Raw genomic sequence first — 24,101 nt, forward strand, 5'->3', positions numbered from 1 at the left:
AGGGGAGGGCGGGCTCTGGAAGCCCGCCCGTCGTGCTTACTTGGGTTTGACGTTGAGGTACATCAAGCGCGCGCCGATGGTGTCGTCGGCCGTTCCGGCGTTGTACGGAGCTTGCTTCGTGGGGAAGCCGGTGAAGCGCGAGGTGTTGTACAGCGAGAACTCGAAGCGGTCCGTGAGGGGCAGCCAAGGCATGTCCCGCATGATGGTCGAGGCGATGGTGTTGATGGCTTTCTTCTGCGTGGCTTCGTCGCTGCTGGAGCGGAATTGAGCGAGAGCCGCCGTGATGGCGGGGTTGGTGTAACGCGCGAGGTTCGACGCGGCGGTCTTGCCGACGGGCGCGCTGAACTCGGGACCGAAGCTTTGGTTGTACAGGTAGTACGGCGTGGGTCCGCCGCCCCATCCCCAGCTGATGCCCATGTCGTACGTGCCGGTTTGAAGACCTCCGGCGTAGCTGCTCCACGCTTGCTGATCGATTTGGGTGTTGATTCCGACCTTCTTGAGGTTCTCGCTGATGACTTGCGCCATGGTGATGAAGTCCGTCCAGCCCGCGCCGACGAGAATCTTGAAGGCGGGCAGGGCCTTGCCGTCCTTGCCGAGGCGTTGGCCTTGCGCGTTCTTCTTGTACCCGGCTTTGGAAAGAGCGGCGTCGGCGGCGGCCGGGTCGTACTTCACGGTGGTGTTGCGAGCGCTGGCCGTCAGCCACTCTTGCTGCTGCCCGGGAATCATGCCGCTGGGGTGGGCGGCGTTCGCGACGCCCGCGTAGGCTTTTTGCGCGACGTCGCGGGTGTCGATCGCTTGCGAGAGGGCGCGCCGGAAGGCGGCGTCGTTGAAGGGCGCCTTGGCGGTGTTGAAGTACAAGAAGTTGTCGCCCGTGACGGGCCAGTAGTACGTGTTGTTCGCGCCCTTCTTGGCGTAGCCGCCTTCGGGATCGGAAACGCCGATGTATCCGTAGTCCGCTTCGCCTTTGAGAAGCTTGAGAAGCGCGGCGTCGTTGCTGTTCGTCGAGAGCCAGACGATGGCGTCGACGTACGGTTGGCTTGGCATCCAGTAGTTGGCGTTCTTGAGGACGCGCAACGCTTGCTGGCTGTAGGTGTCGAACACGAAGGGGCCGGTCCCGACTGGCTTTTGGTTCGTTTCGGTGAGCGGGCTGGTGATGGCGCTCCAAACGTGCTCGGGCACGATGGGTTGGTGAGCGATGTACTGAAAGGTGGACACGTTGGCCTTGGCGAAGGTGAAGGTGACGGTCTTGCCGTTGGCCTTGACGCTTTCGAGGCCGCTCTTCCAGATGGCGCTCGTGTCGAGCGCGGGGTACTTCTTGAGGTAGTTGAAGGTGAAGGCGACGTCGTTGGCGGTGAAGGGCTTGCCGTCCGTCCACTTCACGCCGTCGCGGGTGGTCACGCTGAGGGTCGTCGCGTCCTTGCTCCAGGCGTACTTCGTTCCGAGAACGTTCGTGACTTTGCTGTTGAGGGTGTTGATGTAGAACAGCGATTCGTAGATGACGCTGTTGGTGGGCAGCAGGTGTTGATCGCCGGGCGTGAAGGGGTTGAGGTTGTACGAACCCCACTGCGTGGGCCGCACGACGGTGAAGACGGTTTTGGGTTGCTGCGCGAGGGCGGACGTGGTGAGGGCGGCGGCGAGCAGGGCGGTCAGAGCGGCAATTCGTTTCATGAAAACCTCGCTGGGTGTGACGTGCCAATGGATGGAAGAGCGGCGTGCGGCAAGAAAAGGCCCTGGCACCGACTTCGAGGAGTCGGCGCTCGACGGGCGCGTGTTCGGTCGGCGCGCGTCACGGGCTCATGGAAGCCTCCTGGCTCGGTGGCGCCGTGGAGCCGCGCGTGACGAGGGTGGCGGGAAAGCGAACGTGAGGGTCGGCACTTTGACCGCGCGTGAGTTGGATCAGCAGTTGCACGGCCGCTTGGCCGATTTCCTCGAGGGGTTGGCGAACGGTGGTGAGGGGCGGGTCGGTGACGGCAGCCGCGTGAATGTCGTCGAAGCCGACGATGCTCAAGTCCTCGGGAACGCGCAGGCCAAGCGCGCTCGCGGCGCGCAAGGCGCCAATGGCGCTGAGGTCGTTCGCGGCGAAGATCGCGGTGGGACGCTCGGGCAAGGCGAGCAGGATTCGGGTGGCGAGTTCACCGCCCGTCTCGGAGAACTCCCCTTGTTGAAGGTAGGCGTCGGGAGCGCTCAAGCCCGCGTCGCGCAGGGCGGCGTGGTACCCCGCTTGGCGGTCGAGGGCGTCTCGCAGAGTCGTGTCGTGCTTTCCCGCCAGGTGAGCGATGCGGGTGTGGCCGAGTTCGACGAGGTGCCGAGTGGCGAGGTAGCCTCCCGCGTGGTTGTCGACTTGCACGGTGCGCTGACCGTACGCGCCGAGCGTGACGACGGGGATGTCGTTGCCGAAGATGTGTTGTTCGTCGGCGGTGGGAATGACGACGAGCACGCCGTCGGCGAGGGTTCGCAGCAAGGTGGCGCGCTCGCGCTCCAGGGCGGGATTGCTGGCGGTGGTGAAGATGGCGAGGTTGAGTCCGGCGGCTTCGGCGGTGGTGCTGGCGCCGTGCAGGATCTCAGCAACCCAGGGCCAGTTGAGTTGAGGCGTGAGTACGCCGATGAGGTTGCTTCGCAGGCGTTTGTTGCTCAGCGCGCGAGCGGCGGGATTGACGACGTAGCCGGTTTGCTCGATGGCGCGCCGAACGCGTTCGCGCGTTTCTTCGGTCATGCCGGGTTTGTTGTTGATGACGTTCGAGACGGTCATCTTCGAGACCCCGGCGACCCGGGCGACGTCGGCAATCGTGACGGTGGCGGGCGTATCGATCATGGTGCCTCACTCGCAGCGTACTTTATCGGTAAAGAGATTTACCGATAAAGTACCAGGGGAAGCGGGCCCTGTCAAGCGGTCCCGACGAAGTCGAGAGCTACGGCAACCCACCGACTCCACGGAAGCTTGACCCGCCCGCGACGTGACCGCCCAGGAGGACGCGGCGAACTCCATTGTGCTCGGCGAGCTTGAAGCCATCTGCCCACGCCGACCGAGCTTCACACGGCCGCCGAGCCACGGAGCCCACCGAGTCGACGGAAGCACAGCGGAGAACGGCAACCTCTCAGCTCCTCGCCGCTTGCTTCACCCGCACGCGTGCGTCCTTCGGCTTAGAAGTTGTTTCACGACCGGGCCGTAGGGTTGCTCGGTCGTCGAAACGCTCGTCCCTGACCGCCTCCGGCAACTCGGCGAGCCAATCTTGCCCGTCGTGTCTCACCTCAAGGGTGTCAGACCGTTTGCAGGCCCGGTGCGACCCGTGCGGGCATCATCTCCGTTCTCAGGGAGGGCATTCGCTGGAATGCCCTCCCCAAAGGCTACGGGTCCCGAGCGGCGTGACGTGTTGGCGACGGCGCCGCGACGGGCGAACGGCGTGCGTGTGGCAACGCCTTCATTACGTCCTCCTCAACGAATCGCACGCGCTCTGCCTCGTCGGCTGGAGTCGAGCCTCTCTTGCCTCAGCGAGTGTCCGAGCTGTGAAAGGGGGGATCTCACAGGCCGCAGCTGGACAGATCGCGTCGAACTTGACATCTTGCGCCACGTCATCGTTGATCGCAACAGTCTGCCGATTGCCCTTCTTCTTTCGCGGTCCATCGGTCTTTTCTCTTAGTGTTCGGTGCTCTCAGCGGCGCCTTGATTGAGTTCGAGTGCAGCTCTGTCGTTCATGAATCGAGAAGAGCTGTCAAGTTTTTCATGGCCTCACGTCACCATGAATCTTAAGATCTATTTACATTTCACAGAAGAAGTTTAAGAAGTAGAGCACGCTCAGTCCGTCAAGACGGCGACGTCAACGCGTCTCTGGCCATCCCGCTCACGCTGAGGACACCATGAAATCGAAACTCCTGTTGCTCGCCCTGGCTGTTGGCATCACCATGCCCAGCTCCTCAAACGCTCAAAAAGCGCCCGTTACCCTTACCATCGTCTGCGGCTCCATCGGAGATGAATTCGAGCTCTGCAGAGACAACGTCGCCGCGTGGAGCAAAAAAACCGGCAACAACGTACGGGTCCTCGAAACGAGCGCCAATTCGTCCGAACGCCTCGCGAACTACCAACGCGTGCTCGGTGAACAAAGCGCCGACATCGACATCTACCAAATCGACGTTGTCTGGCCCGGCATCGTCAACGAGTACATGATCGATCTCTCCCCGTACTTCAAAGCCGCCGATCAACGTCAGTACATCTCCGGCATCCTCAAAAGTTACAAGATCGGCAGCAAGCTCGTCGCGGTTCCTTGGTACACCGACGGCGGCGCCCTGTACTACCGCACGGACCTCCTGCAGAAGTACGGCTACAAAACCCCACCGACCAGTTGGAACGACCTCGTCACGATGGCAGAACGCATTCAGGAAGGCGAGCGTAAAACCAACCCGAACTTCGTCGGCTTCGCCTACAACGGTCGTGCGAACGAAGGGCTGACATGTTTCGCATTGGAAGTCATGAGCGCTTTCGGCGCGGGAACGATCGTCGACCTGAACGGCGCCATTACCGTCAACAACCAATGGTCGGCGGCGGCCTTGGACTTCGCCGCCAAACGCTTCAAGAACATCTCTCCGCAAAACATCGCCGCATTCGATGGAGAGAAGACACGCACGCTTTTTCAAGAAGGCAACGCGGCATTCATGCGACACTGGCCCTTCGCGTACGCCCTCGCACAAGACCAAAACAGCGCCATCCGTGGAAAGTTCGGCTTGGCGCGCCTCCCGAGCGGACCTCGCGGGCGCTTCCCAGCCACTCAAGGAGGATGGGGCCTGGCCGTTTCGAAGTTCTCCAAGAATCCAAGTGTCGCTGCGGACTTGATCAAGTTTCTGACGTCCGCGGACATTCAACGGGAACGGGCGTTACGCAAGGGATACCAGCCGACCGTACAAAGCGTGTACAGCGACGACAGAGTCGTCAACGCCTACCCCTACTTCCGGTCGTTCGTGGGACGCGTTCCCGTGTCCCGTCCCAGCGCTGTGACGGGTGCGAAGTACGCACGCGTGTCAGCCGCGTTCGCTCAAACAGTCCAGGACGTGCTCAGCGGCAAGAGTGACGCGAAAGAAGCTCTGACGGCACTTGAAACGCAGTTGAACGGCATCAAAGGAAGCGGCTGGACGGAGAAATAACCCACTGACTCAACGGAGTCCGCGATCAATGGGCCACGCACCCCAGACCTGACCGGCTATCGGATCGTACATGCCCGCCAAGGTCACGTCATAGCCGCAACGGCAACACGGAGCACTTCATGTCGATGCAATCACGTCCCGCCGTCCGCTTCCGTGCACTGACGAGCACCCCTCATCAGGAACGCTGCCGCGCCGTACACTTCAGCTTCCACCATGGCAACCAGACGATCGCGCAAGCGTGCACCGCCCTAAATCTGCCGTGGCAAACGCCGCTGGACGTTGAGCGATACCTCGTGTACTACCGCGCGTGGTGCGAAGGCATGAACCTCGCGCCTCGCTCGTGATGCACCCACCCTCCAGCAACCAAAAACCATTCCGTCCCGAGTGAAGGATGTCCACCGCCCACGTCTTGATGACGTGGGCTTTCCGTTGTCTCACGCTAAGACCGCCTAACAAAACCTGACGTGCTGCTTGAGGGTGATCAGGCAACACGCCAACTGCGTGAACGCCAAGAAGATGTCTGCGCGCACCTCATACCTCACCCGCACGCGCCTCTGTCACCTTGACGGCGCGAACTTCCACCTCTTGACGCGAAATTCCACCCACCTCGAACAACTGCCGTGCTGCTCGGTAAGCAGCGTCGGCCGCTTGCAACCGCTGTTTCGTCGAGGCTACGACCGCACTCCCCAAGGCGGTCACGCCACGCTTCGCGTCGGCCAAGGTCACCTCGGCGCGTGCAATCAACGCCAGGCCACGCTCCACCTCGACGCGCGCCACGGTGCCCAAGGTGTACAGCTCGCGCAAAAGCTCGTAATCCGCGCGCGCCGCGCTCAACGCGCGTTCGGCGGCCGCGACGGCCTTCGAATTCGACGGCGGCGATTTCTCGGCGGTGGTCGCCGTGCTTTTCGCCGCGCTCACCGCGAGCGGTGTGCCGCTCATCACGCTCGCGACCCCGGCGGGCAAGGACGGGTCGACCACGTATCCGCGCACGTCGCTCAGCATGACGTGCATGTGGTACCCGGTGGAGTTGCCGCTGCTGCCCTCGTACCCGAGGATCGCCCCGACCTTGACGCTCGCACCATTCTTGAACTCGCCGAAGGAAGCAAGATGCCCGAGGGTCAGGCTGACCCCTTCGGGCACGACGAGCTTCACCCAGCGTCCGAGCCCCACGAAGTTGCCCTTGGCATCCTTCTGCTGGCCGGTGTACGCCTTCCCGGCGTAGGGCGCATGCACGACCGCGCCTTTCGTGCCGTCCTTGCCCGGGCGGCCGAGGGCGATGTCCCAGCCGTTGTGTCCGGCGTTGCCGTAGCCGTAGCGGTCCACGGTGCCGCCCGTCGCGTCATCCGTGTGACGTCGGTTGTCTCCATATCCTTGCGTGACGCGGTCGCCCGCGCTTCCGGCGATGGCGTTCAGAAAGCCGACGGCGAGGGCGCCCGTGGGAAATGAAACGCCCGCCGCGCTTCCCGACCCCGAAAGCGTCGACCCGACCGTAATGCCGAGCGCCAGCACCGGGTGGACGAACAACGCGCGACGTCCCTGTCGGGCGCGCCGTGATGTCTTCGACATGCGTTGCTTCCTTTCCGGTAGTCCCGCCACTCGTCAATGAGGTGGCTTGCCACGGATGTTGTCCTCGGGCGCCTCGACGAACACCTCCAGCTCGTAGGGCTCCCGGATTCACGACATCGTGGGCGCGCGTGGTTAAAACGCCCACCAAAGGAGGTAAGAAGCAGGTAAATGCAGGTAAAGATCTCGTGTCGTCAGAAACCGATCCGGCCGCCGTCCAGCCTCGACGCGCTCACGGCGAAGGCGCCGTCGATCTCCTCGGGATCCTTCGTTCTTCCCGAGGTGGCGCACGTTCAAGTCGTTTCTGGGCAGCGCAAGCAAGCCGGTCGAGCACGACCGAAGCCCGCCGCGAGCCTCGGCCATGAGGCGTCCGAGCGCGAAACGGCGTGGCAGGTGCCGCCAAACCGTCCGTCTTCATCCATGGCCGCAACCCCGCGTGAAAGCGTGCGGAAGGCGGCCCGAAGTTCGGGCCGCCTTCCGTGACAAGACACCTTTGTTTTCTCGACGCCGTCCGGCTGGAACGGCGTTACTTGACGAACTTGAAGAGGACGGTGCGAACGCGGCCTTCGCCGAGGTCGACGTGCAGAGCTTGGCAGGTGTTCAAGAAGTTCGAGGGCGACTTCCAATTGACTTGGTAGTATCCGTCGCCCAGATTTTGCAGGACCGAGATGCCGGGAACGCTCGACCCGACGCCGACACTCGGCGTCGAACCGCACGTGAAGGTCGTCATGGTGAGCGTCGCGCTCGCCAAGGACGTGACGGGGGCGCCGAAGGCGTCGAGCAGACGCCACTTGACGGGCGTCATCTTGCCCGCCTTCGTGGTGTTCAACACCCCGTCGGCGAGAGGCGACGAGAACCCGCCGAAGTTGTACGCCACCGTGTACGCCGCCGTCGCCGTGCCCGTGTTGCCCGCGCCGTCGGTCGCACTGCACGTCACGCTCTGCACGCCGACGCTTTGGGTGTTCACGCCGTCACACGCGGACGAGCTCACGCCCGAGAAGTTGTCCGAGGCGTTCGGAGTGGCCGTGGCAGTCGCACCGAGCAGCACCGAGGCGGGCGTGACGATCGGCGCGAGGGTCGGCGGCGTCGCGTCACGCTTGATGGTCACCGTTTCGGACGTCGTGCCCCCGGCGCTCGTCGCGGCGCACGTGTACGAGACGCCACCGGTGTCGGACGTGACGTTCACCGTGGCGCAACCGAGGCTGGAGGTTACGTTCGACTCGGCGTCGCCGACGGTCCAGGTCACCTGGACGTCGCCACGGTACCAGCCGTTGGTGCCCAAGGAGCCCGTCACGCTCGGAGTGATCAGCGGCGGCGTGGTATCGGGGGGCACGACGGTGTAGGCCGCCGAAGCGCTCGTCTTGTTGCCCGCCTTGTCCCACGCGACGCAGTTGACGGTCTTGAATCCAGTCGTGTACGTGTTGGGTTGATCGCACTCGAATCCGTTGAGGCCCGACAAGGCGTCCGCGGCGTTCTCGGTGACGACGGCGACGCCGTCGAGAGTCACGGGATTGGGGGTGACGACGGGCGCGAGGGTCGGCGGCGTCGCGTCACGCTTGATGGTCACGGATTTGTTCGCCGTGCCTCCGTCGCTGGTCGCGGTGCACGTGTACGTCGTGTCTTCTTGATCGCTGGTAACGTTCACGTCGCCGCAGCCCGTGCGTGACGCCACGGTCGAATCGGGATCGGTGACGGTCCACGTCACCTTGACGTCGCCGCGGTACCAGCCGGAGTCTCCCTGCAGTCCTTCGATCGTCGGAGCGATCGCGGGCGGCGAGGTGTCCGTGACGACGGTGTAGGCCGTCGAAGCGCTCGCCTTGTTGCCCGCCTTGTCCCACGCGACGCAGTTGACGGTCTTGAGTCCGGTCGTGTACGTGTTGGGTTGGTCGCACTCGTATCCGTTGAGGCCCGACAAGGCGTCGGTCGCGTTGGGAGTCACGGTCGCGGTTTGGTCGATTTGCACGGGGTTCGGCGTCACGGCCGGCGCGACGGTCGGCGGCGTCGCGTCGCGCTTCACGGTGACCGACAAGCTCGAGGTGCCGCCCGCGCTGGTCGCCGTGCACGTGTACGTCGTGCCTGCCGTGTCCGTCGTGACGTCGACGGCGTCGCAGTTCGTCTTGCCGGTGATCGTCGATTCGGCGTCGGTGACGGTCCACGTCACCTTGACGTCACCGCGGTACCAACCGAAGTCTCCCTGCAGCCCTTCGATCGTCGGTGCGATCACGGGCGGCGAGGTGTCGACGACCATCGGCGTGCCACCCGTCTGGTACGCGCCAAGGTCGCACTTGGACGTCGGGCGCGGTACGCCGCGCTGGTCGGTTTCACCGACGTCGCATTGGCCCCGACCGCGAGCTTCGCTGTTGTCGGCGATCGCCTTCGTCTTGGTCGGCCCGCCGTTGTCTTGCAAGGCGCCGAGCTTCGCGTCCGCGGGGAGGTTGCCGAGAAGGGAGAGGCCGCTGCCTTTCAAGCTCTCGATGATGTTGATTTGTCCGATCAGGCCGCCGCCGAACGTGAAGACTTCTTGGCCGTCGGGGCTCGCGACGTTGTCGCCGACGATGCTGCGGGAAATGCTCGTCGTGCCTGCCAAAGCGCCGTTGAAGGTGATCTGTTGATGCACGAGGCCGCCGCCAACGGTGTACGCGATGTTCACGGCGATGGTACTGAGCTTGATGTCGGCGGTTCCGCCTTTGTTGACCATCCCGCCGCCGACGTTGGCGATGTTGTTGGCGATGGTGGTGTTGGTGACGTTGGCGCCGCCCGGCACGGCGATGAGCAGACCGGTCGGCGTGGGGTTGACTTCCGGGTTGATGGCGCCGCCTCGTTCGTTGAAGAAGGCGCCGCCCTGAGACGAGGCGGTATTGTCGGACAGGGTGCTCTCGACGATGTTGACCTCGCCGCCGAAGTTGTGCAGGCCGCCGCCGTATCCGCCTTCACCCGGATTGGTGTTGTCGGGACCGACCGCTTTGTTTTCCGAGAGGGTGCTGCGTTCGATGGAGAGGATGCCTTCGATGTTGGCGATGCCGCCGCCCGTCGCGATGACCGTACCGGTGGTGGTGTTGCGAGTGATGGTGCTGTCGCGAACCGCGAGGGTACCGGTGTTGAGGATGCCGCCGCCCGCGCTCGCGCCGAGGCTCGACGACGTGGTGGCGTTGTCCTTGACGGTGACGTGGTCGAGGGTGAGGGTGCCTTGATTTCGAATGCCGGCTCCGTCGGTACCGAAGCCTCGCGTGATCGTCAAGCCTTGCAGGGTGACCACGGCGCTGGTCGCCACTTTCAGGACGCGGACCGTGCCTTGTCCATCGAGGGTCACGCCGACCGGAGGAGCGATGAGGGTGAGGTTCTTGGTGATTTCGAGGGGCGCGCTCAACGCGACGGTTCGTGGCTCGGCGAAGGTGGCGCCGTCGAACACGATGACGTCTCCGTTCGCGGCGGCGGCGATCGCCGCGCGTAACGAGCCCGGGCCGCTGTCGGCCGTGGTGGTGACCGAGCGCGTCGTGACGGCCATCGCTCGAATGGCGGGGCTCACGGTGGGCGTTGAGGCGCGAGGAAGGTCCGGGGTCGCCACGCGGCCGCAGGCGACGACGAGAAGCGGCAAGAGGGTCGGGAGGAGCACGCGGATGTTGAAGGGCATGTGAACCTCGTGTTCGAAAGGGCGATGAAGACGCGATCGGCTGTTGTATCGACGGGGTGGACTTTTGAAACCTCCTGCTCATGACGGGTCGGGAAGGGTGGGGAGAGAAGCGGACGCCCATCGGTTCACGGAGTCGCTTCACTCTCGCCGAGCGAGGATTGGCGGTGCCGCGACGCTCGTGCGAACGTCTGGAAGTTCGAGGGGAAAGCAAAGGACGAGAGAACTCGTCACGTATCTTACTATTGCGTGAGGAAAATTTATAGATTTCTCGCTTGACTTTCGGACTTCGTTGTGAAAACAAGGTCTAGACGTCGAGCAGCCCGCTCGAACTTCGAGCGCTCTTCTCATGAAGTCACCAAGGAGACAATGCTGTCTTCATTGTTCTTTAGCATGGTCGAGTGCCCGCGTCGCTTTCCTCGAGCGCCCTCGCGTTGCTCGACGATCTTCCCGTTCCCGCCCTCGTCAGCGACTCGACCGGCGTCATCCTTTACGCCAACGAAGGCTTGCGGGCTTTGAACGGCCAATGGTCGAACGGGCGGTCCGACGTCCGCTTCGCGGACGTCGTCCACCCGGACGACCGCTCCGCTTGGACGGCCGCGTGTCACGCGGAGCACGCCACGACATACGACCTTCGCGTCCGCACGGACGGCGGCTACCGCTGGTACCGCCTGCAAAGCCGACCTCGCCCGATCGGCGACTCGCTCGCCCACATCGTCAGCACCTTGCACGACATCGACGTCCTCAAGCGCGTCGAGCGTCGCGCGGACGACATCGAGGCGATCACGCGCGCGCTTTCCACCGCCACGGGGTTGCAAGGCGTCATCGACGCTCTTCCCAGCATTGCCGCCGTGCTCGACGCGTCACGAGTCGACCTCATGCTTTTGCGCGATGAGGGCCGCGAGCTGTACCTCGTCGGCAGCACCGATTCCTCCGTCAGCGCGCCAAGGCGCGTGTTGCCCCTTCCTTGCAGCGTGCCGGCCGCCGACGCCCTTCGCACGAAAGAAGTCTTGGTCTTGGACGCTCGAACGCTCGAGGAGCGCTACCCGCATCTTCCCGACGGTTTCGATCGGCGCCCCCGCCAACTCGTGGCCCTTCCACTCCTCGCCGAAGACAGGGCGCTCGGAGTGCTCACCTTGGAGTTGCACGAAGCGCTCGAAGCGAGCGCTTCGGACCGCGTGTTCTTGGAGACTCTCGTCGGAACGGTCGCGCGAACCGTGGACCGCGTTCGTCACCTTCAGCGCGAGCGCGCCGTGCACGCGCGCCTCGAAGCGATTCTCGACGCGTCTCCGACGTTGATGTGGACGTCACGCACGAGCGAGGACGTCTTGCACTTCAACCAGACGTGGCGAACGTACACCGGCTTTCCGGCCACGCTGCCTCGTCACGAGTGGGAGCAAACCGTGCATCCCGATGACGTCGCCTTGATTCGCCGAATTCGAGCGGACGGTCGTTCGGCGGGACGTTCCTACGCTCTCGACGTGAGGTTCCGCCGTTCGGACGGCACCTACCGCTGGCATCACGTGACCGTCCAGCCGTTCGGCGACGAGGAATGGCTCGGCGTTGCGACGGACGTGCACGATCGCCGCGAATCCGAAGCGAAGTTGCACCTCACGCTGGAAGCGGGAGGCCTCGGCGTGTGGACGTACGACGTGACGACCCGCCTCATCACCCGAACGCCGGAAGTGATGCGGTTGCTGGGCTTCGCCGACGCCGTCGGGCCTGTCGGCGCGTTCACCGCGCGCGTTCACGAAGAAGACCGCGGGCGCGTCGTCGCCGCCCTCGACGACGCCGTGCGGCCGGGCGGCCTCGATCACTTGAAGCTGGAGCACCGCTTCTTGCGCCCCGACGGCGCCCTCATCTGGCTGGAGCAACTCCTGCGCGTCGAACGCGACGAGCAAGGTCACGTCCTGCGCGTGCTCGGCGTCACCGCCGACGTCACTACGCGCAAGCACCACGAGCAACGCCTTTCGCTTCTCGCCGAGGCAGGGGAGACTCTCGCGCAGAACCTCGACGTGCACGAGACGCTCGAACGCCTCTCGGCGCTCGCCGTGCCTCGCTTGGCCGACTGGTGCGTCGTGTACCTTCCTCAGCTCGACGGCGTGCTCGCGCCGATCGCGGTGCAGCACAGAGACCCCGGCAAGGTGGAGGTCGCGCGCCGCTACATCGACGCCTTCCCGGCGCGTGGACGACGAGGCGGGTATCGGCCGGTCTTTTCGTGACGGCGAGGTGCTGCACGTTCCGGATTTGCCACGCGTCCTCGCCGACTTGGCGCCCTTGCCGCCAGGCTGGGACGAGTTCATGGACATCCTCAAGCTCCGCTCGTTCCTGGTCGTGCCGCTCGTCGCGCACGGCAAGACGCTGGGTCTGCTGAACTTGTGCGCCGCCGAGTCGGGACGGACGTTCGGTGAGGAGGACTTGCTGGTCGCGCGCGAACTCGCCGGCCGCGCGGCGCTCGCGCTCGACAACGCCCGCTTGTACAAGGAGGCGCGCCAGCTCAACACCACCCTGGAGTCGCGCGTTCGAGAGCGCACGGCCGAACTCGACGTTCGCAACCGAGCGCTCGAAGCGTTCGCGGAGCTCTCCAGGGAGTTCGCGACCGAAGCAAGTCCGCTCAAGCTCGTGGGCCGCGCGCAAGAGATCTTGGTCGCCTTGCTTCCGAACAGCGTCAGCACCTTCTACGAAGTCGAAGCGGACGTGTGGACGCTGCGCTCGCACCGCGGTACCTTCCGCGATCCGCGCTTGCTCGGCGTGCTGTCTTGCGGCTTGCCGCGCGGCACCACGCTCAACGTGGACCGACCGTTCGATACGCGCGCGCCGTTTTATCAAGAGCGGTACGATCCGAACACGGTGCCGACCGCCGCGCACGACCTCACCTCGATTCGCTCGTCGGCGAGTCTGCCCGTGCTGGTCGGCGGGGAAGCGCGAGGCGTGTTGATCGTCGGGTCGTACGAGCCCCGGTCGTGGTCGCTTCAAGAGCGGGCGCTGCTGGAGACGATCGATCGGTCGCTGGGCGTCGCGCTGGAACGAGCGGACGCCCTGAAGGCCGTTCGGCACGAGCGGACCTTCCTGTCGGGGTTGCTTCAGAGCTTGTCGGAAGGCATCGTCGCGTGCGACGCGCGAGGTCGGCTCAGCTTGTTCAACGCCGCCGTCGAGACGTTGCATGGCAAGGGGGTGGAGGCGGTGCCGCCCGAACGTTGGGCCGAGCATTACCGCTTGTATCGCCCCGACGGCGTGACGCTTCTTTCGCGTGACGAGGTGCCGTTGTACCGCGCTTGGCAGGGCGAGGAGGTGCGAGATGAGCTCATGGTGGTGAGGCGCGCGAACGGCGAGCACCGCATGATGGTGTGCGTGGGAGGCCCGATCGTCACGCCGTCAGGCGAGAAGCTCGGAGCCGTCGTGGCGATGCGGGACGTGACGGACCGCGACCGAACGGAAGCCGCGCTTCGGCAGGCGAACCGTGAACTTCGCCGCAGCAACGAGGATCTCGAGCAATTCGCTTACATCGCCTCGCACGACCTTCAAGCGCCGGCGCGGGCCGTGACGAGCTTCGCGGGAGCCCTTCAGCTGCGGTACGGGCATCTGCTCGACGAGCGAGGGCATGCGTTCCTCACGCAGATCGTGAAGGGCGGGGAGCGCATGAAACGCCTCGTGGACGACCTGCTGACGTTCTCGCGAGTCAACACGGAGCAGCGTCCCTTGGCCCGCGTCGACAGCGCCCACGTCCTCGCCGACGTGATGGAGTTGCTGAAACCCACCGTCGACGCGAACGACGCGGAGGTGACCCACGACGCGCTGCCGCTGGTTCGGGCGGACGAAGGGCAGTTGTCGAGGGTGCTCGTGAACTTGGTCGGGAACGCGTTGAAGTACGCGCGGCCCGGCGTACCTCCTCGCGTGCACGTCACGGCGAGCTGCGAGGGCGAGATGTGGCGCTTCGCCGTGAGCGACAACGGCGTGGGAATCGAGGCGCGCTATTTCGAGCAGGTGTTCGTGCCCTTTCGTCGACTTCACTCCGGAGACGACGTCGAGGGCAGCGGCTTGGGGTTGACGGTGAGCCGAAAGATCATCGAGCGCCATGGCGGTTGGCTGTGGGTGGAGAGCGCTCCGGGCGCGGGAAGCACGTTCTTCTTCACGCTTCCGGACGCCAACGTCGAACCCGACGTCGAGTGAACGGGTGAAGTGCCCGCGGCGCGCGCCGAGTCGACCGTTCGTGACGTCGATTCGAAGGATGCCTCCAGGTCGCCGTGGACATTGCGAGGGCGTCAAGGTCACGAACGACCGCATCCGCGTGCAGGCCGTCCAGACCGTGCGGACACGGTTGTAGCAACACGGCAGGGCCGTGTCGCCGCTCGGCGTGACTGGTCGCGTCGTGACAACGTTGCCGCTGCTTCTAGACTGCCTTCAAGATGATGCTCGACCGTGCCTTGGACATCCTCGGCACGCAGGTGGAATCTACGCGGCGCTCGCCCTCGTGGTGAAGGTATCGCCATGCCGCTCCTTGGTCACGCCGCCGCGGTATTCCACAAAGTCAACGAATCACTTTTCTGACTACTTTACTTTAGTCAATTACATACGATAGGATATCGTCATGACCCTAGCCCCCGCGACGCCGGACCTGCACGAGGAAGTCGACCGCTTCCTGCATGGCCTATGGCGCTTCAACCGAGCGCTCACCCAACGCCTCGAACCGCTCCTCGAAACCAAGCACGGCATCGACCCCAAGACGTACATCATCCTCAAGTCCATCGACTCCGGCCACCACTACCCCAAAGTCCTCGCCGACCATCTCAAAATCCCCTCCACCCTCATCAGCCGATACCTCGACGGACTCGTCAAACAAGGCCTCCTCGAACGCCACATCGACGAACACGACTCGCGCCGTATCCGCCTTACCCTCACCGAGCACGGCACCAACGTCATGCACGACAGCGAGGAAACCATTCACGTCCTCACGCGCAGCCACCTTGCCAAGCTGGAGCCCGGCGTTCTCGCCGGGCTCCTCAAAGCCCTCGACTCTCTCAACGACCAAGGACCCGACGCATGACCACCGTCAACCGCCCGCCCGCGCCCGTCACGGACGAACCTCAGTACAGCTTCACGCAGCAGGAAAAGAACATCACCCTCATCGGCTTGATGGTCGTCTTCCTCCTCAGCGCCCTCGACCAGACCATCGTCAGCACCGCCATGCCGCGCATCATCGAGCAGCTGCACGGCTTGGAGTACTACAGCTGGGTCACCACCGCCTACCTGCTCGCCAGCACCGTCCTCGTGCCCATCTACGGCAAGCTCAGCGACCTCTACGGACGCAAGCCGATCTTGCTGATCGGCATCGTGCTGTTCTTGATCGGCTCGATGCTGTGCGGCATGGCCGGCGAATCGTTTCTCGGCGACCTCTTCGGCGGCGGCATGATTCAACTCATCGTCTTCCGCGCCATTCAGGGCCTCGGCGGCGCCGCCCTGTTCACGAGCGCCTTCGCCATCATCGGTGACATGTTTCCTCCCGCCGAGCGCGCCAGATTCGGTGGTCTCTTCGGCGCCGTCTTCGGGCTTTCGAGCGTCCTGGGGCCCGTCATCGGCGGCTTCCTCACCGACCACGGCAGCGTCAACTTATTCGGCGCGTTCATTGAAGGGTGGCGCTGGGTCTTCTACGTCAACCTGCCCCTCGGCGTCGTCGCGCTGTTCATGATCATCGCCAAGATGCCTCGCCTCACGCACCGAGCTCAAGGCAAGATCGACTTCCTCGGCGCCGTCCTCATCATCGCCACGACCATTCCGCTGCTCCTCGCGCTCACCTGGGGTGGCACCACCTACCCTTGGGACAGCGTGCGCATCATCAGCCTCTTCGCCGTCAGCGCCGTCAGCTTCGTGCTGCTGCTGCTCGCCGAACGCCGTAATCCGGACGCCATCATTCCCCTGGGGCTCTTTCGCAACGCGACCTTCACGATTTCCAACCTCGCGAGCTTCTTCGTCAACGTCGCCTTCATCGGCGTCGTGATGTTCCTCCCGTTGTTCATGCAATCCGTGCAGGGCGTCAGCGCCACCAACTCCGGCCTCGCCATGCTGCCCCTCATGGCCGGCTTGATGTCTTCCAGCATCATCTCGGGAAACATGGTCGCCAAGAGCGGCAAGTACAAGCCCTTCCTCGTCGGCGCGCCGCTCGTCTTGATGGTCGGTGTGTTCCTGCTCACCCAAATCGACGTGGGCACGACCCGCCTCGACCTCGGCTGGCGCATGTTCATCGTCGGCCTCGGCCTCGGCCCCGCCATGAGCTTGTTCAACATCGCCATCCAGAACGCGGTGCCCATGAGCCAGCTCGGCATCGCCACGTCGTCCTCGCAATTCTTCCGGCAGATCGGCACGACCATCGGCGCGGCCATCTTCGGCACCTTGCTCCTCAACAACTTGCACTCCGAACTTCCCAAGTACCTTCCGAACGTGCCCGGCTTGGAGAACGCCGCCCAGAACATCAACCTCGGCGAGATGCGCGCCAGCAACGGCAACAACGACACGGGCGCCCAGATTCGCGCGGCCTTCCGCCAGCAGTACGCCCAGATCGAGCGGGCCTTTGATGGGGACGCCGCTGCCACGCGCGCCCTGCTCGCCAATCCGCAGCTTCCCGCCGAACTCAAGGACACCTTGAAGAACGGCGGCCTCCGCGCCCAGGTGCACGCGCAACTTCAGCAGCAAGCGAACGCAGTCGCCGGCGCCCTCGCCAACGGTGAAGCCGGACGCGTCGCCCTCTTGAACGACCCGCGGACGTCCGCCGAGCTCAAGACGCAGCTCGAAGCATTGCCCGCCCCTGCGCTCGCCACGCCTCAAGCCGCCCGCGTCACCGCCGCGCGCTTTCAGCAAGGCCTTCTGGCCAGCGAGGACACCCTCGTGAAGCAAGCCACCGCCACCGCGCTCACTAAGATCGAGTCGACGTTGGACGCGCAGGCCGACAAACTCGCCCGCCAAGTCACGAGCGGCATGAAGCTCGGCTTCACGGCCAGCGTGACCCACCTGTTCGCGACGAGCATCTGGATCGTTCTCGTCAGCTTCGTGATCACGTTGCTCCTGCCTGTCGTGCCGCTTCGCCAAGGCGCCCGTCCGGCTTCGACTCCGTCTCACTGATTCCGCGGCGGGGAAGTGAGGAAGGGCGCCTTTGGGCGCCCTTCCTCACTTCCTGCTTCATTACGACGAATCGAAGCGAATCTCGGCCCGCGACGTACGAGGTGACACTTGAGACTGGAGCGAGCACGGCGCCGCGACACCGGAGTGGGTGGCGGCCGTACGGCGCCGCACGAGGCTTCCGACAGGGGGGAGTAAATTTGGTATGCTCGCCTTCAAGCCATGCCGCGCACGAAACTGCCCGACGTTCTCGAAATGGCCGCGTTCGTTCGTGGCTGGCTCGCCAGCACGACGGCCAGCGACGACCTCGTGCGGGCCCTCGAGGCGGGTGACGTCACGGTTCTCAAGCTCGGCGGCCTCGCGCTCGACGAGTCTCTCAAGCTGCACTATCACGCGTGGAAGCTCGTGGAACTCGCGTCGGAGCGTGGACGCAGGCTCTCGTCGAGCGACGTGCGCGAGCTCGTTGGGCGTGGCGACGTGCCGAGCGCGCGCCTCGAAGACTTGTGGAAAGCGCGCGTGGTTCTCGTGCGTCCGCTCGGTACGTACGTGCACCTTCCGCCGCGCACGCCCGCTACGGGCCTCAAGGCGGCGGCGCGCCTCGGCCTCGTGGACGCGCCGCACAGCGAGCGCCAATCGGCCGAGGACGCGCCGGATATTCGCTTCGTGCTCGCCAACACGCCGAGCCAGGAAATCGACCGTGCGACGCGCGGATCGGACGCTTGGAACACCGACACGCTCGCGTACGAACGCTCGGGCGTGCTGATCACGTACGGCGAGGACGGCGTGCCGATCGACGTGGCGCGCGCCGAACTCAGCGAGATGGATCCGCGCACGTCGGACGTGTGGCGCCTCTTGGTCGCGAAGACGCTCGAAAGCGGCACGGACGACGAACTCGTCGCGATCACGGTGCAACCGGGTGAGCTCGCGCTCGCCATGGGGTTCAAAAAACACCCCAAGGGTGGGGTGCGCGGCGAGGACCTCGTGAAGTGCGCCGACGCCATGACGCGTCTCGAGCGCTTGTGGTTGCGCGTGACGGTGGACGTCACGCCGGGAACGATGCTGCCCGACATGCCCGGCGAGCGCGTCGCGTCGTTGGAAACGGAGACGAAGGTCATTCACGTCATTCGGCGCGGTTCGGCGCGCACGGTGGACGGACGGCGCATTCCGCGGTATTGGCAAGTCGCTTTGGGGTCGTGGGCGAAAGTCTGGCCGAAGGCGTTCGCGCCGCTTTTCCGCAGCCTCGTGGAGTTACCGGCGAACAACGCGACGTCGGTGTGGGCGAAGCAGATCGGGGCGGAATTGGCGTTTTTGTGGGGATTGCGCGCTCGGTCGGGCGAGGCGCAGCGTGTGACGGTACGCGAGTTGTTGTCGAACGCGATGCTGCTCGCCGACGTGGAGAAGCTGCGCGCACGCGGTGAGTTGTCGGTGGCGGTGGAGCGCTTCGCGCGTACGCTCGACTCGCTGCTGGAGCGTGGAGTGCACGCGGGCTGGTCGTACGACAAGTCGGATTTCGAGCGTATGACGGCCGCCGAGCGCACTCGGCGCTTTTTCGATGCTTGGCTGGGCGCGTCGGTGATCGTGGTGCCGCCCGCGGCGGTGTTGCACGCGCTGGCGGGGCGACCGCCTTTCGTCCCCCCCAGGTGACGCGGGTAAAACGACTTGCCGAAACGCGCGCCTTGGGCTGTGCCGCCCTGCATTTCGAGCTCGGCGCGACCGAAGTGTCCGTGCGGCGGGCGTGAAGCGTCACGCGGCACGCGATTGCATTTCTCCCCCAGTTGACTCGGGTCTTTCCCCCCGATTTTGGCGCGTTTTCTGCAAAGCGTTCCCCAGGTGGGTCGGGTAAAACGCGCATAACATCCCCAGCCGGGTCGGGTAAAACGCGCATAACATCCCCAGCCGGGTCGGGTAAAACGCGCATAACACCCCCCAGGTGCCACGGGTAGAACGCGCATAACACCCCCCAGCCAGGTCGGGTAAAACAAGGGACACATGCGAGAAAAACGCGTGCAGAACGAGAAAAGACGAGGCGACCCGCAAATGCTTCGCTTGAGCGGCACCTCCGAGGAAGTCGCGGCGTCGGAATCGCCGAGCGGTGAAAAAAGCGTGTGATACGGTGATTTCAACGTATCGAGGAGGCTTTCTTCCACCCTGCGCCAGAGTGATTGATGCCCACATAAAAAAAGTTCCCCGAAGGGAACGCGAGGCCCGACGCCGAGTCGGGGTGAGTTTTTACAGCTGCTCAGCGACTTCTTCCACCCGAAGTCAGCGTAGCAGAGGTCTTTCTTGCACTGCAAGCACGCGAGGACATTCCGATCTTGACGGCCGCTTCACCCACTGCTTTCGAACTGCTCGAGCAACTTCGCGCGACGTACGGCGATTCGTTCGCCGACAGCCTCGCGGCGTTCGCGAGCGCTCCTTCCGTCGAGCGGGTCACTCCCGTCGTCGAGGCGCCGCCGTCCTCGCCCGAGGGATACTGGTTGCGCGCGGAAGCGTTGCTGAAGCCGTTGCAAGCGCGGCTCGGAACGTTGTACGGCCCGCTGGTGTCGATCTTCACCCTCGCCCTTTTGCATCAAAAGGCGGGGGAGACCAGCGCGACGTTCGTGGCGCCCTTGTGGGTCCTGGGTGTTCTGAGCGGGCTCAGCCGCGACCGCGTAGAGGAGCTTTTGGCGGGGCACGCGGACGTCTTGGCGAAGTTCTGCTACAAGCGTGCGTGGGCGGTCAACTACCAACCGATCGGTAAGGACGTGACGTCGACTTCTCGTTGGGCGGGCCAGGTGTTCCTCGTGCCGATTCCGAGCGCGCCTTTCGACGAGGACGTGATCTTCCAGCCTCGCGTAGCCGGATCACGTGCGTTGTTCACGGCGTCCGGTTACCGCGACCTCGCCCTCGACGTGCATCGTCGCTTCACCGAGGCGGGTTGGCGCGAGAAGCACGGGGTGGAGCGAGCGCGGTACGGGCAAGCGAAGAACCCGGGATTGCCGAGCGGGTCTCGCCTCGCCTTGCTCGAACAGCTCATCGCCGATCGCTTCGGACGTGGCGCGATCGACGACGCTCGGCAACGTGAGGTGTCGCGTTTGGAGTCGGCGCACGACGTTCTCGCCGCGCTGAAGGTGGGCCCGGACGCTGGGCGCGACGGCGTGGGCCGTTGGGCTCGCGCGGTGTCCGAGGCGCTGGGAACGCTGTTGGGGGATGAGGCGCGAACGAAGGTGTGGTTGTCGGCGTGCTGGGCGGCGTGGCGCGTGACGCGCGCGGGCCTCGCGGACGGATTCGCGTTGCTGTACGAGGGCGTGTTCGAGGTGCTCGTGCGGCGCGCGGATGTCGTACCGCGATCGGGCTCGTCGCGCGGTGCGGCCTTGAATTGGGTGTTGAATTCGCTGGGCTTGCGGCGGCTTGATCAGGCTGCGCGGCGGTCGTCGGTTTCGCTGGTGGCTTGAGCCATCTTTAGGGTGGCTATCGTGCGACGCCCTGCTGTTTCGCCTGTAAGAGGTCGAGGCGGGTGGGCGTCCTTCTGCTTGTGGACGCGTGGAGGACCACGGCTAACGGTGTTTGACGAGGAATGGTCCTCGAGGATGCTTGCTGGCGAAGGCTGTATTCACAACGCGCGATTTGAAGGGGAATTCACGGATGTTGGCGCCGACCATGTCGCTTTCGCTTTTTTTCACATGTGCTCGCCACTCTGCCTTGCCGAAACTTCCCCGTGATTATCACTCTTGGTCAGTTTTGACGAGCAAAACGACGTAGTGTCCTAAAGTCTTTTGAACATCTCCTTTCTCAAAGGAGATTAAGAGTAATTGGGGGTAAGTCTTTTTCACCATATATCCGATAAGGGCTGTCCTCACTATATCGCTTTGCCTTTCTTGCGTGTCGGGATTGGCTTGCCGTTTCTTTCCTCATCCCGCTCTCGCTATGGCATGAGCAGGGGAGACGGGGACTCATGTCTGATACGTCACTTTGGACGAAGCACAGATATCTGGTTCTCGTTGGATATATTATGAATCCCATGGCAGAACTGCACGCCTCGTCCCACCGAAGCGCCCACGACGTTCTAAGACGCCACCTCGTCGTCGGCGACCTCGAAAGCGTACTGGATCTCGTCGCCCAGCACTTCCCCGGCATGCCCGGCGACCGTACCCGCCGCACGAACGTCGAAGGTGCCCGCCTCTACCTTCGCTGGGCGCGCGAGCAACAGCACAGCGTCCTCAACGCCGACGAGCGCGTCGCCCGCGCGTACCACGATCACCTGATCGCCAAGCACGGCGACGCCACGACCTCCATCGCCAACCGCCTGTCGCACGTCCGCACCCTTTACCGCGCCTTGTTCCAACTCGGCGCCATCACCATCAATCCCTTCGAGGCTCTTCGGCAAGCCAACCCCGATCGAATCGACCGCCGCGAGATCTTCGAAGACGACGAACTTCAACGCCTCCTGCAACACGCCACCCTCGAAGAGCGAGCCCTCGTCCTCGTCGGCGCGCACGCCGGCCTCGCCACCCGCGAAGTCCTCTCGCTCACGTGGACGCACGTGCACCTCGACCGCGGTTGGATCGATCTCGGCCGCGTCATCCCCCTCACGGACGACGCCGCGCACGCCTTGGGCAACCTCGCCAAACGACGCGGGCACGGCAGCCTCCTGCCCTCCGACGAGCGCGTCTTCGACCTCGCCGACGACACCGACCTTCGCCGCCGCCTCTACCGACTGTGTCGAGGCGCGCGCGTGCCGTACCGACCGTGGCGGGCCTTACGCAACACGGCCGCGCAAAAGTTGCTGATGGCAACGCGCAACCCCCGCCGGACCGCCAAGCGCCTCGGGTTGCGTGGCACGCCGCGCGCCAGCGTTCGCAAGCTTCGCGAAACCTAGGCGCGCCTTTTCAAGGCGGGCAGTCACGACGCCCGCCTTGAAAAGGCCAGGTTTCAAAATGCGTCCGCTTCGCCGCTCAGGATTTGCAGTCGAGTTGCACGCGCACGCTCGGATCGGGCACCGTGAACTTCACGCCGACGTAATCGGGAATCTTCGGGTCGATCAGAACAAGGAACTTGTTCGGCCTCGGCACTCCCTGCAGAGGCGTTCCACGCGGATGCGAGAACTTCAGCGTGAACGTCATCACGCCGCCCGGCACGACGTTCTTGCTCCACGCTTCGAGCACGTCGTTCTCGTCCACTTTGAGCGTCTTGCCGTCGGGCTGCACGAGCACGAAGCGCGTGAAAGGCTCCGATCCGAAGCCGGCGCTCATGAGGCTGAGGCTCTTGTTCGAACCGTTCCGCACCTCCAAGTTGACCGCCCAACCGGGAATGTCCGGGCTGCCCGCGTCGGGCAGCCGAATCGGATTGATGGACGTCACCTTCACGCGCCAGATGCCGTTGAAGAAGGTCTGGCTCATGCAGCCTTGCAGCGCCGTGACTTGGTTCGCGCCGCCTTGAGCGCCAGAGGACGCCAAGGTGAGGGTGCTTCCTTTCACGGTGGCGTTCACGCCGAGCGACTTGAGCGCCGTGACGGGAACGTACGTGCGGCCGTCCACGACGATGGCCTTGTCGGACAGCGCGGCGCCGTTGATGACGAGATTAAGTTGCGTCGTCGCCGCGAAAGCGACGGCGCCCAAGGTTAAGAGCGGAATGAGGAAGTTCCACTTCATAAGTTCCTCCGGCCCACTCGGCGGCGTGGCGCTCGTCGAGCGTGGACTCGAGCGTTTCGAAAAGCCGGGGCCGCGCAGCGTGCTGTTGCGGCCGGTCTGCCTTGAACCTCGTGAAGGGCGACGACGGACGCGCGACGATGAGAGACGTCATCTCGATTGTTTCAAACAGTCACTCATCATAACGACGACCATCCTTTAGGACACGTTATTTCGCTCTCATGGAAAAACGGCCGTTCCCTCCTTCATAACGCGAACACAGAGCACGAGACGCGAGCCTTCGAGGGCCGCGAGTCCGCTTCGGCAATGGAGAGAAATTCATGCGATGTGGGAGACGTCGCGCGAAACCGAAAGATGTTCGGATCCGCGAAGCACCTCCTCTGCGCTCGCGAAGGTTCACGGCGTGCTGGCCAGCTCTCGGCATCCAACGCCGCGGCGCCGGGAAGCAAGCGATCCTATCGACGAGCGCCATCGAAGCTTCGCGAGGTTTCACCGGACGCACCGGAGGTGGTTCCTGGCAGGAGCGAGAACGTTCTGACCTTCAGACGCGGGCTTCGATGCGTGATCCTTCTCGATCAACGAGGCGGACGGGACACTCTTTCTCGCAGGAGACCGCGTTGGGAGGCGAGCGCGAATGATCGAGGCCAACTTCCGTTCAACACGTGCCCCGACCCTTCTCACGCCGCCGCTTTCAATCAAGGAGGAGACTTCATGTCCGCCCCGCAACGAGCCCAGAGCTGGAATTCGTACGCAGATCGCTACGCGGGCTCGACGCCGAACTCCTCACCGCCGACACCGCCCAAGCGTGACTACGTCGTTGGAGTTTCTCGGCAGACCGCGCGCGAGTGGGTGCGTTGATGGCGCGGGTCAGAGAAGTGCTCGACATGGAACGTGGAGGAGCGCCGCAAGCGTCGGATCAACACGCCAAAACGAGGGCTATTGGCACGTCAACTTTGATCTGTCATTCGAGACGGGCACAACCGATGCCGTTTCGTCCGCACTTCCTCCGATCGCGGCGTTTCATCACAGGTGTCGGACGC

Annotated in this window: 14 protein-coding genes; 9 read left to right on the plus strand and 5 right to left on the minus strand. The window is 64.3% G+C overall.

The genetic code is table 11. The annotated features are described in order from the left end of the window. Window positions 1-36: 36 nt before the first annotated feature. Window positions 37-1,668, minus strand: coding sequence for an ABC transporter substrate-binding protein (locus DES52_RS18535; RefSeq protein ID WP_110888326.1), 1,632 nt, complete (start codon window positions 1,666-1,668; stop codon window positions 37-39). Between the two features lie 118 nt (window positions 1,669-1,786). Then, complete coding sequence (locus DES52_RS18540; RefSeq protein ID WP_110888327.1) at window positions 1,787-2,812, minus strand: LacI family DNA-binding transcriptional regulator; 1,026 nt, start codon at window positions 2,810-2,812, stop codon at window positions 1,787-1,789. 1,043 nt (window positions 2,813-3,855) lie between these two features. Between DES52_RS18540 and DES52_RS18550 the strand changes: the two genes are divergently transcribed. Beyond that, window positions 3,856-5,133: an ABC transporter substrate-binding protein gene (locus DES52_RS18550; protein ID WP_110888328.1), complete on the plus strand. Its 1,278-nt coding sequence runs from the start codon at window positions 3,856-3,858 to the stop codon at window positions 5,131-5,133. A 119-nt stretch (window positions 5,134-5,252) separates the two neighbouring features. Continuing rightward, window positions 5,253-5,477, plus strand: a complete 225-nt coding sequence (locus DES52_RS18555) for a hypothetical protein (protein ID WP_110888329.1) — start codon at window positions 5,253-5,255, stop codon at window positions 5,475-5,477. A gap of 187 nt (window positions 5,478-5,664) precedes the next feature. Here the strand turns inward: DES52_RS18555 and DES52_RS18560 are convergent, their stop codons facing one another. Then, window positions 5,665-6,699 carry a M23 family metallopeptidase gene (locus DES52_RS18560; RefSeq protein ID WP_110888330.1) on the minus strand — a complete coding sequence of 345 codons (1,035 nt, stop codon included), beginning with the start codon at window positions 6,697-6,699 and terminating at the stop codon, window positions 5,665-5,667. A gap of 523 nt (window positions 6,700-7,222) precedes the next feature. Continuing rightward, the gene (locus tag DES52_RS18570) at window positions 7,223-10,327 is read right to left on the minus strand and encodes a PxKF domain-containing protein (protein WP_110888332.1); all 3,105 of its coding nucleotides are present in this window, start codon (window positions 10,325-10,327) and stop codon (window positions 7,223-7,225) included. Window positions 10,328-10,725: 398 nt separating this feature from the next. Here DES52_RS18570 and DES52_RS18575 point away from each other — a divergent pair, with 398 nt between their 5' ends. The 7 genes from DES52_RS18575 (at window position 10,726) to DES52_RS18605 (ending at window position 22,292) form a co-directional block, all read left to right on the plus strand. Continuing rightward, the gene (locus DES52_RS18575; protein ID WP_110888333.1) at window positions 10,726-12,546 is read left to right on the plus strand and encodes a PAS domain-containing protein; all 1,821 of its coding nucleotides are present in this window, start codon (window positions 10,726-10,728) and stop codon (window positions 12,544-12,546) included. After that, the gene (locus tag DES52_RS18580) at window positions 12,509-14,494 is read left to right on the plus strand and encodes an ATP-binding protein (protein ID WP_110888334.1); all 1,986 of its coding nucleotides are present in this window, start codon (window positions 12,509-12,511) and stop codon (window positions 14,492-14,494) included. The genes DES52_RS18575 and DES52_RS18580 overlap by 38 nt, the downstream gene beginning before the upstream one ends. A 418-nt stretch (window positions 14,495-14,912) precedes the next feature. Beyond that, a complete protein-coding gene (locus DES52_RS18585) occupies window positions 14,913-15,368 on the plus strand; it encodes a MarR family winged helix-turn-helix transcriptional regulator (RefSeq protein ID WP_110888335.1) in 456 nt (151 codons plus the stop codon). After that, window positions 15,365-17,437, plus strand: a complete 2,073-nt coding sequence (locus DES52_RS18590; RefSeq protein WP_110888336.1) for an MDR family MFS transporter — start codon at window positions 15,365-15,367, stop codon at window positions 17,435-17,437. The genes DES52_RS18585 and DES52_RS18590 overlap by 4 nt, the downstream gene beginning before the upstream one ends. Window positions 17,438-17,656: 219 nt before the next feature. Then, window positions 17,657-19,078, plus strand: a complete 1,422-nt coding sequence (locus DES52_RS18595; protein ID WP_110888337.1) for a hypothetical protein — start codon at window positions 17,657-17,659, stop codon at window positions 19,076-19,078. 671 nt (window positions 19,079-19,749) lie between these two features. Continuing rightward, window positions 19,750-20,868 carry a hypothetical protein gene (locus DES52_RS18600; protein WP_110888338.1) on the plus strand — a complete coding sequence of 373 codons (1,119 nt, stop codon included), beginning with the start codon at window positions 19,750-19,752 and terminating at the stop codon, window positions 20,866-20,868. 566 nt (window positions 20,869-21,434) lie between these two features. Continuing rightward, window positions 21,435-22,292: a tyrosine-type recombinase/integrase gene (locus DES52_RS18605; RefSeq protein ID WP_170131163.1), complete on the plus strand. Its 858-nt coding sequence runs from the start codon at window positions 21,435-21,437 to the stop codon at window positions 22,290-22,292. A gap of 76 nt (window positions 22,293-22,368) precedes the next feature. On the opposite strand, the gene DES52_RS18610 is transcribed toward DES52_RS18605, so the two are convergent. After that, entirely contained in the window at window positions 22,369-23,064 is a 696-nt protein-coding gene (locus tag DES52_RS18610; RefSeq protein WP_110888340.1) for a hypothetical protein, read from the minus strand. Window positions 23,065-24,101 lie beyond the last annotated feature (1,037 nt).

The sequence above is a fragment of the Deinococcus yavapaiensis KR-236 genome (genome assembly GCF_003217515.1).
Taxonomy (GTDB): Bacteria; Deinococcota; Deinococci; order Deinococcales; family Deinococcaceae; genus Deinococcus_A; species Deinococcus_A yavapaiensis.

Excerpts from the sequence above, each read along its gene's own strand:
- DES52_RS18535 (WP_110888326.1), bottom strand. The coding sequence starts at position 1,668 with ATGAAACGAATTGCCGCTCTGACCGCCCTGCTCGCCGCCGCCCTCACC.
- DES52_RS18540 (WP_110888327.1), bottom strand. The coding sequence starts at position 2,812 with ATGATCGATACGCCCGCCACCGTCACGATTGCCGACGTCGCCCGGGTC.
- DES52_RS18550 (WP_110888328.1), top strand. The coding sequence starts at position 3,856 with ATGAAATCGAAACTCCTGTTGCTCGCCCTGGCTGTTGGCATCACCATG.
- DES52_RS18555 (WP_110888329.1), top strand. The coding sequence starts at position 5,253 with ATGTCGATGCAATCACGTCCCGCCGTCCGCTTCCGTGCACTGACGAGC.
- DES52_RS18560 (WP_110888330.1), bottom strand. The coding sequence starts at position 6,699 with ATGTCGAAGACATCACGGCGCGCCCGACAGGGACGTCGCGCGTTGTTC.
- DES52_RS18570 (WP_110888332.1), bottom strand. The coding sequence starts at position 10,327 with ATGCCCTTCAACATCCGCGTGCTCCTCCCGACCCTCTTGCCGCTTCTC.
- DES52_RS18585 (WP_110888335.1), top strand. The coding sequence starts at position 14,913 with ATGACCCTAGCCCCCGCGACGCCGGACCTGCACGAGGAAGTCGACCGC.
- DES52_RS18590 (WP_110888336.1), top strand. The coding sequence starts at position 15,365 with ATGACCACCGTCAACCGCCCGCCCGCGCCCGTCACGGACGAACCTCAG.
- DES52_RS18595 (WP_110888337.1), top strand. The coding sequence starts at position 17,657 with ATGCCGCGCACGAAACTGCCCGACGTTCTCGAAATGGCCGCGTTCGTT.
- DES52_RS18605 (WP_170131163.1), top strand. The coding sequence starts at position 21,435 with ATGGCAGAACTGCACGCCTCGTCCCACCGAAGCGCCCACGACGTTCTA.
- DES52_RS18610 (WP_110888340.1), bottom strand. The coding sequence starts at position 23,064 with ATGAAGTGGAACTTCCTCATTCCGCTCTTAACCTTGGGCGCCGTCGCT.